We start from the raw sequence: 16,100 nt of genomic DNA on the forward strand, positions 1-16,100 counted from the left end.
CAGTTCAAGCAGCAGAAAGCATCGATAATCCGACAGCTAACTTCTTTACATGGCAGTTGACGAATGACGGATTGATGATTCATTCTTTGAATGTATTGGCTGAAGAGCTCTCGCAACATGGGTTAAATAGCCCATCGGCAGAGGTAATTTATGTCCGCATCAATGAAGACCACGGATATCTTTTCTCGTTAGATTTATTCAAGAAGTACGATTATGTAGTCGGTATTCCTCAGGAAAAGGCCATTCCTACAAAAGTAGATGTTTGCTATGTTAACGGGAACAATGTCTCAAGATTCACAAATATAAATGTTGCTGAAACTATTACTAAGCCTACAGCCAACTTCTTTACTTGGCAGTTAACGGATAAAGGGGTAATTATTCGTTCATTAAATACATTAACAAATGAATTAAGTAACCACGGGATAACTGACGCAACTACTCGTACAATTCATATCCGTGTCAATGAAAATAAGAGCTATTTCTTTACATTAAATGAATTCATTGGCTATAACTATGCTGTAGGCATCCAACAAGAAACTGCTATCCCAACTAAAGTAGAAGTGAGTTATGTTAACGGGAATAATGTTTCAAGATTTACAGATGTAAATGTTGCTGCAACGATCACTAAGCCCGCAACAAACTTCTTCACATGGCAGTTGACAGATAAAGGATTAATCATTCGTTCATTAAATACTTTAGGCCAGGAATTAAGCAATCGTGGAATTAATGACGCGGAATTGAGAAGTATTCATATCCGTGTAGATGGGGATAAGAGCTATTTCTTTACATTAAATGAATTCATTGCCTATAACTATGCTGTAGGGATTGGCCAAGAGATGTCATTGCCGACAAGAGTCGAAGCGAGCTTTAATTATGGAAACAATGTTTCGGAATTCACTCCTGTGAATGTGGCAGAGACAATTACAAAACCCGCGAATAACTCATTCAGCTGGGAGTTAACACCTCAAGGCTTGTTAATCCGTTCTTTGAATAACTTAGAGCAGGAATTGAATAATCGTGGTATTACGAATGCAACTGCCCGTACAGTGCATATCCGCATAAATGGCGAGACTAGTTATTTCTTTACCTTAAATGAATTTAAGGCTTACAATTTTGCTTTAGGTATCGCACAGGAAACAACTGCTCCGTCAAAAGTTGAAGCTAGCTTTGTAAATGGAAATTTGATTTCAGGCTGGATAAATGCAGCTAATGCAGTAGCTTTGCCTTCTCCGGCAGGCGTTGCCATTGCGCCAAAGAATACAAATAACGATGCAATGTATATTGCAGGATTTAATTGGAATAATTTAGTTAGCTATGCCAACGCACAAAATATTCCACTTTCAAATAAATTTATTCGGCTTAGAGCTAAACATCAGGATGGGCTGACAGTTTATGATATATACCTTTCCGGTGAAGAGGTGCACTCGAATGACAATAATCCCGGCATAGATTTAACTAAGGCTCAGAAAATATCCGGGAATGCGACAACAGGTACTTATACAATCGCTTTAACAATCGTAAGCGGAGTTTCTATTTCTCCCGAAGTTAATTTAGGCACAATTCAGGTAAATACATGGGCATGGATTGCTCATAATAATTTGATTACTCCTTTCCAATGGGAAATTGCCAGAGCTAATTTTGAGAAAATCTTTAGCCATAGAAGCAGGCTTACTTGTACTGCAAAAGAAGCCATAGATTATGCTCTACAAGCACAGGCAGAATATAATGCTGGCTTTGCAAGCAAGATTTACCGTGCGATTCGCCTTGTAGATAGGTCTGTGGCGCATGTAAACAAATTAGATGCCGAAACTAGGGCTAAATTCAACACAATGTCTTCTTATAAATTATTAAGTGTCAGCCCAGTTATGTCGTTAATTGCGATAGGAAATCAAAAAATTGTCTTTGCTTTGATTGTGATAGTTCTTGGAGTTTTGGTTTTAAAAATTGTCGTTATGCTGCTAAATGATGTGAGAAAAGTAAAGCTCGGTGCATTGGTTGCCGGGATTATGTCTGTTATTTTATTTTTAGCTGGTTGCGGAGTTACACCTACCACCCCGACAATTCCGGATGACCCTACAGTTATTGAAAATCCTCAAGATAATAGCGAGAAAATGTATAATTGGCTCCTTAGCCGTCAAAGGATAAGTGGCGTAATTGAAGCGGATGCAAGCGTTGCTTATACCTATGATCAGGCTTTGGCAGCAGAAGTGTTGTATTTGTTTGGTAGCCGGGCAGAAGAGCCTTTAAAGAAAATGCTTAATTTCTATCAACGCCAATATGAAAACCAGATTGCACAGTATGGGGCATTTAAGGGATTTTTTGAGGCATATACAGTGTCAGGATCTCCTGATAATCAACATGGCCAAGGGCACGTTGTCGGTCCACACGGATATTTATTACGATTCTTATCAAAATATACCAAATATCATCCGGAATATAAGCCGCTAGCTAAGGCAATCGCTGATTGGATAATTTCCCAGCAGGATGTTGATGGTTTGATTACTTTTGGATTTGATGCTAATGGCAATAAACTTAACTGGTATTCTACAGAACATAACTTAGCAGTCTTCGGAGGTTTGGATGGTTATGCGGAATGGGTGGTGGGTTACGGAAATTCTGATTATGATTATTATCATGGCGCAGTAGTTAAATTAGAAAATGGGATAAAAACAATCCTTTGGGATGGCCAGCGATTCTTAGCTGGTAAAAACGATCAGAAATATGTCGCGGATGCATACACATTAGGATATCTTGCTTTTGGTTATGATTACAGCAGTCTTCCGTCTGCTGCAGAGGGAATATTTACTACTACGCATTCAGGGATTACCGGGGTGGATAATGGAAAGTCTATTTATCCGGACTTAGATGGAGTGCAATTTGAATTTACTGCCCAGCTTGCTTTGACATTCAGGCTTATCGGAGAACAGGGAAAGGGCATGTATTATCTTGGAGAAATCGATAAGGCAATCCAGGTTCAAGACGATATCGCATTCTTGTATCAGGCGACGAATCCTTCAACTCCTCCATATGGCACTTGGCTTTGGGGGGACAAAACTCCTTCAGTTGCTGCAGTATGCTGGTATGTTTTCGCACAAAAGAGCTACAATATTCTTCCGGGTAGGTCGTGGGTAGAAATTAATAAACAAACGTCCAATCGTACTCGCCAAGGTAAAGTTGCTCCAACTCAAGAAGAATTTGAGGTTGCATTTAACGGAATTAACGTTTCTGGTTTTGACAAGTTGCCGAGCGTTAATCTCGAAAAGCCAAGAAATATGTTGAATTTAATTGGTGAGCATGGCGCTGCAAGATTTCTACAGGAGCTAGCTTCTACGGGACACATCCGCGCTCCCCCACAAGCTTTGTTAGATTCCAATTCTTTTTTAAAGAAAATATTTGAAAGCGCTTTCGGTTTAGTTTATTTTGAGAATAATCAGGTTTATATTTTACTTTCCCCGGATATCCTGTCGCAGAACAACCCCGAATTTCTCTTTACTTTAGTCCATGAAGCTGTCGAGGCATATTATAGGGTAGAAAAACATCTTAATGCAGAAGAAGCACACGCATATGCTTTAAAGACAGAGCAATTCCTTGTTTCTTTAGACCCATTTGTTGACCTTTGGAAGAATTTAGCGGAAAAGAACTTGTTAAGTAGTGTGTTAAATGTTCCTGTTAGAGACGAGAAAGGTGTCAAAGAAATTCTTAACCAATCCTTAAATACAGTTGTGGTAAATAATAATTTTATACTTACGCGTATCAGCAAGTTAGTATTGACCAATGAATTAATCGATGCAGAGCAATTAGGTAGAGATATCGCTTTAGAATGGCGTGTATTAAAAAACAGTATTATTGGTTTTGAAGCCTTATATTTTGAAGACAATCACTTTATTATCTTCTATAAGATAGGTAATAGCCGTATCGCAATAAGAATTGCTCCGGATTATTTCGTAGATTATTTGACTGATACAGAAAAAATTGTTTCTTTCTTAGGCAATGGGGCGAGAGTGGATATTGTTTTAGATCAGGCAGAAGTAGAAAGCATAAAGAATGATTTAGATTTCTATAAGCAACATCCTGAATTTTATCAATTTGTTTATAGGCTTAATTCGGATAATTATCAAGATGCGCTTGATGTTTTGACTGAGTTGGAAGCATTGGCAAGGAATCCGGAATTAAGAAGGGAAGCGGAGAGATTAATTCATGCGGCTTTAGGTATAGACAATCAGGCTGTTCAGCTAAAAGCTCAGTCTATGCTTAATCATTTATATAGTGCAAGGCCCACGGATTTTCCTTACGCTAAAACAACTAGAATTGCAAAACTTGGCGAAGAGATTAAGTTTGAAGATCTGGTTATTGAAGTTAATGCGGATAGCGTAAGAAACCTTGAGGCATTTGGCGCGCGTTTTGTAATTTTACAGGAAGGCGTTGTTAAATACTTGGATTTGGCAGTAAGCAGAGAAGATACAAATAAGCTTAGGTTATCAACGAACAATCCAATAATTGCCAAGAAGGGCATAATCCATGTCGCTTTACAGACGAGGCAGGATAACAATGCTCAGTGGATTTATTCTCAGGATGAAAAAGGCAATATTATAATCTTTTGCCAGAGAGATTTACAAGGTGAAATGATCTATCAGGCTTGGCCTGCATATATGGGGGTTTATGACCAGGATTGCAAAGTATTTTATGATGAAAATGGCAGGGCAATTCCCGGCACATTTAAATCTATAGAAGACATCTTGCCTCGTTTAAAAGAGAAAGATTTCCGTTATATATATGTTATGGGGGTTTATCAGCTTGATAAGCCGGAAAATATCCAAGGCCAAGCTGGCCCTGATGCTTCGTTATTTTCACCTCTTAGCTTTAGCATTAGCAAGGAATTAGGCGGTGAAGAGGGGCTAAAACGATTGGTAAGTAGAGCGAAAGAAGAATTTGGTATTGATATTATTGTTGACCTTATACCGCATGTTAACCAGAATTTTAAAGACCTTCCTGAGTGGGCGATTGTAAAAGCAAGGGCTTTTGGAAAAATTGTCAAGCGCCTTGCAACAGATGGAAGCTGTAATTATGAGGATGGCAGTGCGGTTGAATGGCATGATTCAGCAATGATTAATTGGAGAGACAGCCGCAACATAGAAGCATTTGCAGATTTAGTAAGAAGATTAGCTTCTTTAGGGGTTTCTGGTATAAGAGGCGATGTGTTCCACAGGCTCGGGAGCATGTTGCCGGTAGATGCCTCTTTAAATAGTAAACAAAAGTTATTTGGACAGGTTACTTCTTGGGATCGTAACGCATATGGCAAATACAGAGGCGGATTTAGGATTGTAAATCAATGGGATGCTAATGAGGCTAATCCATTATTGATTTATTTAGTTGCGCAAATTTCAAAAGAATATCCGGAATTTGTTTTTATTGGGGAAAATTATGAAAGAGACATTCAATTGGTTAAATCCGGTATCGTTCCAATAGATATCGGTACCCATGATGATTTGGAAAACTGTTTATTGCGCGGTAGCAGCACCCAGGATGTTTTAAACAGCCATTTCCGTTGGCTATTTAGTGCTTTCCCACAAGGAGCTCAGCTTGCCTCAGCCCTGGAGACCCATGATTATTATCGCCTCATGGATAGATGGAACAGCTATGGGCCCGAAAAAGCAAGAGCGGCAATCTGGGCGTGGTTAGCAACAACTCGCGGGCCTGTCATCATCTATAATCGTCAAGAAATAGGCGAGGTTCATCGTATCAGAATAGATAATTTTACTTATCATAATTATGATGAAGCTAATAGGCAGAAATATTTTGCTCAGCTTGATTTTGAAAACAGATTTGGCGAAACAGTGCAGGATTTTTATTCGAGGGCTTTAGGCTTCTATAGAGCAAATCCAGCAATTTATAAAGGAGACAACTATATTATCAATACCGGACATAATAGAGTATTTGCTATCGCAAGATACAACGGCAAAAGCAATTATATATTCTTGATTAATATGGGATGGGAGAAGGCGTCTGTAAATATTGAGTTAGCGCCATTGGTTGCTAGATTGAATATTGATACAACTTCAAATAAAATTTATAAGATAGTTGATTGTGAATCAAAGAAAGAAGAACTATTCTCTGGAGCTGAATTAGCTGGAGAGAACTTTAAGTTAACCCTCGATTCATTTAAGACGGCTATTATTTCAATAAGTGATGTTACTGGATCTTGCGATCAGAATGATTTGTTAAGACAATCACTCATTCGTTATCAATTACAAGACAAGCTGTTACGTGTTACCTATAATTACGCATTTAAGTATATTGAAGAAGTAACTAATAATCCAGGGTTGTTCTACGGCCGATTCAAAGAATTAGCTATGGTTGTTACAGATATAAATAATAAAAACAGTATAAGCATTGCAGACTTGACTATATTAATGCACGATTTAATTGAGAAATATCCGGTACGTAAGGCTGAAATCTCAAATCAGCTATTAAATGGTTTGGCCGCAAATGAGTTTGATAAAGACGTTACGATTGTTGTAGGCAAGGTTTTACGCTGGATGGGAGTGGGCGTTGTAGTATTTGTTACCCCTGAAGTAAAGCCGCTTTCTCACGTCGGCGGCATGGCAGATGTATTAGGTGAGCTTCCAGTAGTTTTAGTCGAATCCGGATTAAAAGTTTATGTTGTTAGCCCGCTTTATACATATTCAGAAACCAATAATGGGATTATCAGCCGTAAATATATTAAAGACCAAACAATAACTAAATGGAATATTAAATATACTGGGAAAATTGCTCAGGTTTATTTGGGGCGTCATGGTATTGTTCAGGCAGCAGTGGCGCATACTAAAATAGCAGGCGTTGAGCACTTATTGTTAGATAACTCTGATTTTGCGGATGCTTTATACGGTGGGTTAAGAGGCAATACCACTGATCCTAATCAAAGAGTAACTAAGGAGCATGAGGAGTTAAGGGCGATATTTCTTTCATTGGGTGCTTTGGAAGCAATGAAGGTAATGAATATATACCCTGATATAGTTGTCGGTAATGATTGGATGTGCGCTCCTTTATTAGCGCATCTTAATTCAAGCCGTTCTTTATATAGGAATGACCCGCATTTTATGCATACGGATAGAATCGGATGGGTGCATAATAATGGGCAGGATTATCAGTTTAAGGTTGGGCGTTTCCAGGAAGGGGTTGATTTATTGGGTAATATTGGATTAGCACAAGAAGATTACGGTTGGTTCATAGACCCGCACAATGGCGATACAATAAATTTCATGGCTGCATTTATTAGAAATGCTCATTTTGTTGTTGCAGTAAGCCCCGGGCAGATGTCTGATTATTTAAGAGGTGATGGTAAGGGTTGTGGTGAAGGTCTTTGCCATATATATCGTCAATTGATGAATGAGCGCAGGCTGTTTGCTATTACAAACGGGATTTTCTTAAGAGAGATTCAAAGAGGGTGGTTTGGAAAGTCCATGTTTGATGTTAGAGAAGAAGCAGATATAGAGAATCTATTGGCTATGGTTGCCGAGAAGAAACAAGAAGCCAGAAAGGTTATTGCTGAATATCCTGAATATTGGAGGGCAACTGAAGACAGAAGAAGTAATATTGATGATGGAAATTTTGTGGTAAACATGGTTTCACGTATTGATTCCCAAAAAGGGATGCAGTTTGTCGCTCCTTTTGTGCGCCGAATAATTACTAGCGGCAGGTATCCTGACGTGATGTTTGTTTTTGGAGGGAAAGGGAACCCCGATTTAATGAAAGAATTAGATCGTTTGGTGTTTGATTTTCCTGGCCGCGTTGGTTATTCTAATGGCTATTTACCCGATCCTCATCCTACCAAGATTTATAATCGAACATTTATGGGGGGAGATTTATTTATCGCCTTTTCAACTTGGGAACCGGGTGGAATTTCGCCGATGCAGGCACTTGGATTTGGCGTGCCTTGCCTTGTTTCTGATGTCCAAGGCCATAAATCAACAGTGAAGACTATTGCCATTCCGGAATTTTCTTGGGCTTTTGATGTAACTAGCGATGAACAAGGATGTAATGGTGCACGTTTCCCGATTGACGAAGGTAATTTTGATAATACTATTAATAATATTATGGTTGCTTTTGACCATTGTTATAACATTTGGAGCCAAAGAAATGTTAATTCTAAGTATTCACAGTTGATAAGAAATGCTTTATTCAGCGATAACAGCTGGGAAACCAGCATTAATTTAGTAGAAGCATTGTTTAAATTCTCTGTAACAGGCGAAAATCAACATTATCAAAGATTTTATCCTCCAGCTACTTCGTTTCTCGGTAAGCATTCAGAAGAACAAATTGACGAGTATAGACAGCGCGTAATTAAAGCTCATGAAGAAGGAAGAGTTGTTGAGCTAGCTCAACAAAATAATAAAGAAATCTTTGATATTTTAGACACATTGGAAGTAAAACGCGATGCCAATAAAGAGCCTTTAAGATTACACGATATTTTACAGGCCAAGAGAATATTTCTTGTTACGAATTCAGAGCGCGGGCCTCCGGATGGATTTGCCGAAGATGACGCAATCTTTGTATTCCTTAATAAAGAAGATCAGATACTTATCCGCATCGCAGTAATTATATTCCATGAAGCTGTAGAGCAACAGTTAGTTGCCGAAGGCCTGCTTGTCAATGAAGCCCATAATTTTGTTAGTTCAATCCACCATTTAGTTGGTAATCTAGATTACTGGAGTAATAAATTTAGCCTTACTGGAGCACATGAAGAAGAAGCAGAGTATTTTAAGTCTATTTGGAGCCGTTTCATTCGAGGGGCCAAGGCGTTTCTTATTGGGGAAGAAACATCTAGAGGGGAGAATTTTGTTCCTTCCGCATTATTGAATAGCGATGCGCGTAGAAAAAAACTTGGAGCAATAAGCTATGCTGATTTGTTAGCTGCTGATAAAGCTCAGCATTATTCAGATCAAATTAAACATACCGTAATGACTTTTAATCCGCTAGACGGAGGGTTAGGAGCCAATGTTGCAAGAATTAGATACCTAAACCTTAGGGCACAAAATGAACCGGAAGAATTTAAGGATCGAGCTAGAGACGAAAAGACAGGAGATGTTAAGCTTGGTGCTAAAGGGACCGACCTGGCTTACGATATCAATCTTAATGGCAAATTAATTCGAGTGAGTATTGCGGAAATGAAACTTTTGAGGATAATTTCCGAGCACGATAATGGTATTGCTTCTTATGCCGAGGCTAATTATGTGCCTTTGATTAGTTCTGATTCTAAGCCTTCCTATGAAAGGCTTCTAAAGAAATCTTGTTTGTTGGAACCAGCAAAGACGTATGAACAAGCCCTAAGAGATAGGAATATTATAGTTGGTGATATGGAGAGGTTTAATACTAAAGATCTTCCAACTCTTGATCCTGTCACCGGGCTTATATGGGATAAAAAGAAAGCAGGCGGCGGGCACGGGCAAATCGGAATGCTTTTTCTTCTGGATGTTTTAAGGTGGGGAATATCAGTAATCAAAGAAGCTTTTGCTACAATACTAAATGAAAAAATATACATTCGGGCATTCTTTAACGGAGATGGCATTAATAATATGCCGGATCGAGTTATTGTTGGCTGGATGGCAAGGGATAATATTCCTGTAGTAATGATTACGACTACAAAAGCCGGCATTGATAAGAAAGGCGGCCAGATTGGCATAGAAAGGTTTGAGAGTGATTTAGACGAGGCCCCTTCAATCTTAGAGCTTGCTCAAGTACATAAGGACCAAAGGAAGCTTTTTGCAGAAATGGGTTTAACAAAGGGAGAGGCAGGAGCCCAGTATTTTAATACAAATATAGCACTTATTAATTATAATGCTCTTTCTCAAATACTTAAAGCTCTGGCTCAAATCGTCGGGGAAGATAGGGTCAAAGAAATTATCGCTCCTACACTTATACCTAATCCTAAAGAAGTAAAGGATAAAGATGGTAATGTGCTATTTAAATTTATCCAGTTGGATGGGGCGCTTGGGTCAGCATTGCTTAATTTGAATGCATTTTTTGCTCGAAGCACCGATCCAAGAATAAAATCGCTGCTTTCTTTAAGTGGCACAGGGAAATTGTTAAATATCGTTAACGCAGATAAGAATTATCGCACCCGTTTCTTTACTCCAGTAAAAGAAGCTACGGATTATTGGTTCCAAAATTACACTGATTACTATTCTAAAGACAAGATTTCTTCAACATGGATGCTTGAAGATTCAGAAAGTGACCTTACTCCTCCATTATTTGACTTGATTTCTTATAAGAGAAATGCAGAAGGCGTGTTGCTTCTTGATAAGAAAGGAGAGCCTGAGGACGATGGATTCTGGAAAGATGTCCAGAATTGCATTGATTGCCTCGGTACTAATGCTTCAACCAAGCATCTTAAATCGTTGGCTATAAAAGGAAGAGTTAAGCTTCAATGTGCAGTATACGCAGGCGAAGTAGAGATTAACAGTAACTATCCAGGCGTGGTGGATCTCAATGATTATTCTAATTTACCTCGAACATCTGCGGGAAATCTCAATTTGAATGATATTGCAATTATTATAGATGAGAATAAAGAATTAACATTCAAACAAAAAACAGTTGAAACTAAAACTAATGACGGCTTCAAACATATAACTTCTGAGAAATCAGCAAAGAATATCAAGATAGTTTCTATTACAGGGCCGAATGCAAGCGGGAAAAGCGAATCCGGTAAGCATCTTGCTTCCAAAGGTTTCCCGGTTATTGAAATAGATGAAATTTTCCGTAAGCTTAGCAAAGTCGCTCCTGCAGAATTAATAGAAAAGCTTACAGCAGAATTTGGTTTGGGAGTAATCAATCAAGCAGGTGGCGTGGATAAGAGTGTTGTTTTTAAAAGCTCTGAAACGCTTGCTAGGTATGAACAAATTACTAGGCCTTTTGTTTTGTTGAAAATATTAGAGCAAATTATAGAGAAGTTGGATTTATCCTCAAGTATTATTTTTGTTGATGGTGCTTATACCCATAAAATCGGAATGAATCAATTAATAGATGAAGTTTGGTATTTGGCGAGAGAACGGGAAACACGTGAAGAGTCTATGTATATAAGAGATGCTGCTAAAGGGATTCCTGTTGAAGCTACTAGGCTTGCTATAGAAAGATTAAATAAAGATTTACCTTCACATGAAGAATATTGCGCCATGGCTTCATTAATTATCGATAATAACGGGGAGTTAAGTGACGCTTTGAATTTAGTAGATTGGCATGTTAAAAGAATTTTAAATGGATTAGCTAAGCCTACAGCTTTGGATGGAGAAATTCAAAAGAAATGGCAAGAAGCTTGGAATAAAGGCATATTTATTGTTACTCCAGAACAAATGCAACGTACAAAAATGCAAAAAGGGTTACACAATTTCGTTGCTCGTTTATCTGCTCATGAGAGAAAGGCTCGAAAGATGTATTGGCTGGATATGCCTGTTAAGTTGGATTTGCCGCTCGAAGCGGATAAATTTAATTTTTCTAAGATTAAGCCCGAAGAAGTGTTGGTAGATAATCTTCGCCTCGCAGGAGAAAATTGGAAAGTAGTTATTAATGCTTCGCCTACTGAACAATACGCCTCAATTCTTGTTCCTAAATTGACGACTAACCAGTATATATATAGATTTGACATTAGTGCATTAGTTGAATTTTCAGCTTTAACAAAGGCTACCGTGTTCTATCATAGCTTATTTGCCGGAGCAAGCGTCAATAGCAAGCATTTCCAATTGTATTATTCAGATTTGCATATATTTAATTTTATTGAATCTTCCGATTTAGCTTGGGAAAGTTACGGTAATGTTGCGATTGCCAAGTTGACAGGTTATCCAGGAAACATATTTGCAATAAAAGGCGAAGATCAATCTCAGCTATCTTTAGCTTTATGGTTGGCGGTTAATTATTTCCAGGAAAGGAATATTCCTTTTGAGCTTTCAATGAAAGGTAATTTAGCGGTAATAATCCCAACTGCAAATGAATGCCCAACTGCATTTAAAGGAGATCCATGGGGATGCCCAGAGAAGATGGGGCTGCTTAATGTAATGAGTAAGGATAATTTTGATAATCTAACTTGGGAAAGTATAGTAGTCTCATTGAAGGAAACCACTCTTCCCGATGATAAGTTTGAGGAATCATTAGAAGATTTAAGGGGAATTTTCGAATCAAGGATTAGAGTTATGGATGTTTCGGCAAATGTTCAAACAGAAAAAGTTAGTATTATTTCAAAAGATGTATTATCTCCGAACGACTTGGAAAATATTAAAGAAATCAGTCTTACTTTGGAAGAGGGGGCTACTGAGTGGCCGCTTGGCCGTGTTGAGTATATTCGGAGAATGTTTGAGCATAAGCTTGCAGGTTATGCCTGGTCTCCGGAAGATGGCGAATTTACTGATACCGTGAAACTTTTCACAGCAATGGTATCTGACAGAACGGTTGGGTTCTTGGTATATAACGAAACGCACCGGAGTGTTTGTTTCATGGGTGTTCATTCGGCATTTCAGGGTAAGGGAATTGGAAGAGCTCTTCTTAATGAGATATTTTTGTATGCGGTCAAGACAGGAGATAGTAAGGGAGAGACACATATATCTTCATTTGGTAAATTGGATAATCCGATAGTAGGGGTAAGGGTTTTGTCTACCAATGAGAAAATGCTGGCGTTAATTCAAAAAATGCAAAGAAAATTAAACTTTAGATTAATACGATGGAAAGACGGAGCATATTATAATATTGTTATTAGCTTGAAAGATTGTAATCAGATTAATTCTTACCCTATGTTGGTTGGTGAATCAATCCAGCAGCAATCCGAACAGAAATACGGTAAGAATAAAGCTTTAACTTGTATTGAAGTGAATGGTTTTGATTTAAAACAACCAGAAGCATTTGTAGATAGCCATTTTGAAGCTTTAAATAATAGATTAACAGAACTTGAGCGTTTATTTGGCAGAGCACCTCCAGAACTAGCTAAATGGAAACTAATCATTACCACTGATTTAACTCTCACCCAAGGCAACGTCGCCGGATGCAACATTGATACAAGAACAGTTTATCTCCATCCGTATTTCTTTAGTCTTCCAGAAGCAAAACAATTAGAGATTCTCTATCATGAGCTCATTAGCCATATTGCCAAAGGTATAAGAGATGAAGCTGAGGCAATGAGAGATACGCAGGAATTTGTTAGTAGTATTATTGATAATAAAGAAGGTAATGCTTCAATTGAGAACACTTTAAACAGGCAGTATCAAGAATATGCTCAGGACAAATGGGTGTATCATCCTGAAGTTAGAGCTGGTGTGTTTGCTGGAAGATTTAATGAAATTATGCCAGTAAGCGCTGAATTTGTTCCTTCTATTGCCTGCAATTATAATTGTCCAACCTGTACTTATGGCAAGCCTAAAATAGGTTTTTCCGGTAGCTACGAGAGGGGTTTAAAAATAACTGAGCAAAATCCTGAAAGCCTGCGTGAAATAATTTCAATGATTGAAGAAAATCAGTCTGCTCTTGTTTCTACTGTGCCTCAATGTCAGAAAATGGATTTTGAAACAATGAAACTTTATATAGATAGGTTACAAACAGCGGGTATAAAAGCGCTTATTTTTACCGGCGGAGGAGAGCCGTTAACAAATTCGTTTACTATTGCCGGGATGCGTTATGCTAAAGGAAAAGGCCTAAAAGTCGCTCTTTATACAAACGGAAGCTTATTAGACGCCAAGAAAATAAAAGAATTAATAGATATTGAGCCAACTTTTATCCGCATAAGTTTAGATTCTGGAACGCAGAGGATATTTAATCTTACCCATGGCCTTCCGGAAAACAATAATACTTTACAGAAAGTGCTTAGTAACTTGACGGCATTAGCGAAAGAAAAAATAACCAAAGGTTCAAAAACTGTTATTGGAGTGGGAGTAATTATTAATCCATTGAATGCGCAAGATATTGGAGAGATAGCCAAGGTGGTGACTTTAGCGTATAAGGCAGCCGGGGGAGGAATTAATTATATTGCTTTCAGGCCTACTGCTAATTATGTCGGAGGCAACCAATTTACGCAAGCAACAGTTAGATTATTTGAGCAATTGTATGTTCAAGATAAGCCAGCATTCGAAGCTTACTATAATTTCTTTGTTAAGGGCGAGCAATTCCCTGCTTGGGTTTTTGAAAAAGCATTGGAAGGCATAAAGAGCCTTCCGATTGAAGAAGAAGATGTAAAGGGAGAAAAAGTTAAGTTCTTGCAAGGCACAACAGTAAAAATCTTAGCAATTGAAACAAAGCTTCGCGGAGTAGTTGAGAAAAAAGATTATCCTGTATGTTTGGCTAATGCTTTATTCTCCGAGGTTTGGCCAAATGGAGACGTTTTCTTATGTTCAGAGTTTAATGGCAATCCGGAGCATAAGCTTGGAAATTTAAAAGCACAGGAATTCCGGCAAATTTGGGCTAGTGAAGAAAGAAAGAAAGTAATTGCAAATATATGTTTACACACAAAGTGTCCGCCGGTTTGTAAATTGCATGAATATAATCAGACCTTTTATAGGATTGAAAAGGCAAGGCAAAGAGCGCTTCAAGGTGATGCGGTAGAGTTTGAAGCCATTAAAACCCAAATAGAGCAACTCTCTACAGCTGCCGGTTCAAACGAAATGCAGAATTTTCTTTATCCTGCTACTATGCCTACTTCTAATGAGCCTGATAGAATTCCAACTAACGATGAGTTGGGAATGATTATTTCAGCTTTTGGCGGAAGTGATGCTTTGGTATCGAAGGGTATTACTTTGGATAGTTACAACGTTGTAATCAGTCCTTCCTTAGTTGCACCGGCAGAAGTAAGGGGTAGTATTCTATTTGTTAATCCGAATATTCTACGTGGCCCACAGGAGCAATTAAAGGTGATTTTTGAGGGGCATGAGTTATTTCATCTTTTGGGTGACGGAGAAGATAGAGCGTTACAACAAACTATTCAGTATCTTTTTGAACATAAATTATTAAATAGCCATATCGCTTTCCTTAAAAATAATGAGATAGGCCTTAAGCCAGATCAGGGTTGGTTAAATTCATTAAATAATTTAACTTTACAGCAAGTTGGAAACAATAACGCTTTGTATATGAAAAAGCCTTGGAAGGATTTATTAGAATCAGATAATTTTGATGAGTTGCATATTGTTACAGCCGGAGGCGGTGGGGATGTCTTAGGAGCTGTGCTTATGGCCAGAGAAATGAAGTTTATCCTTGATAATCTTGGCAAGAAGCAAACAAAAGTATCTGTTTTTACTACCAACCTTAAAAGAGGCGAAGAGAATCCATTGGGCGGCCCGACTCCGGTAGATAATATCGGGATTGTAAAAGATGGAATATTCCATAAGTTAAATCCGCTCGGCTCTTCACAGCATTTTTATGTTTTAGATGAGCCTAATATTATTGCCCGGGTTGGTATTAACGGCCGTTCATTGATGGTTGATATTAAAGAAGGAACGATCATTGACGATATGAAGAGGATGGGTATTGATTTAATTATGATGGATGTTTCTGATGGATCAAAAGCCTTGGCAGCCGGTTATAGCCAGTTGATTGAAAACAAAAAAGTTTTGACAATCGGTTTGGATATGGGTGGAGATATTTTAGCCAGGTATCCACATAATATAGATTGTGAAAATTGCGCAACCCATCCGGAAAAAGATGTTAAATCTCCGGTTACGGATACAGTTGTTTTAGGAATGTTTGTTAAACTAAAATCAGAATATGCGCATGATGTTATCTTAGGTATTTCTGCGTTGGGCGGAGACGGCGAGCTCGGGGTTACCCTTATGAAATATCTCAACGAATTTGTTTCAACAGGAGAGATTAAAGGCGTTTTGGATAATAGGAAAGAAATTGTATCACAGGGGAATAATGGCTTATCAATGTTAAATGAGGTACTTTCTTTGGATATAGTCAGTGAAGTTTCGACTAATTTACTTAGGAGATTAAACAGGTCTATAAGAGGTTTAGATTACGCGTATTCTTCAGGAGAGAATCCGGAGATGGTAATTGGTTGGGAATCCCGAAAATCCGAATTTAATCCTCAAGAAGCAGAAACATTGTATGAACAATTGCCTTTTCCTTTTTCCGGGCAG

1 protein-coding gene (cut by both window edges) is annotated in these 16,100 nt (G+C 38.2%); it reads left to right on the forward strand.

Nucleotides 1-16,100, forward strand: part of the annotated coding region (gene galE, locus PHO70_01135) for a UDP-glucose 4-epimerase GalE (protein ID MDD5431584.1) (this coding region is incomplete at its 3' end). Its footprint runs off both ends of the window (15,355 nt to the left, 93,117 nt to the right); 16,100 of its 124,572 annotated nt are in view.

This window comes from Candidatus Omnitrophota bacterium, from assembly GCA_028715415.1.
Taxonomy (GTDB): Bacteria; Omnitrophota; Gorgyraeia; order Gygaellales; family Profunditerraquicolaceae; genus JAQURX01.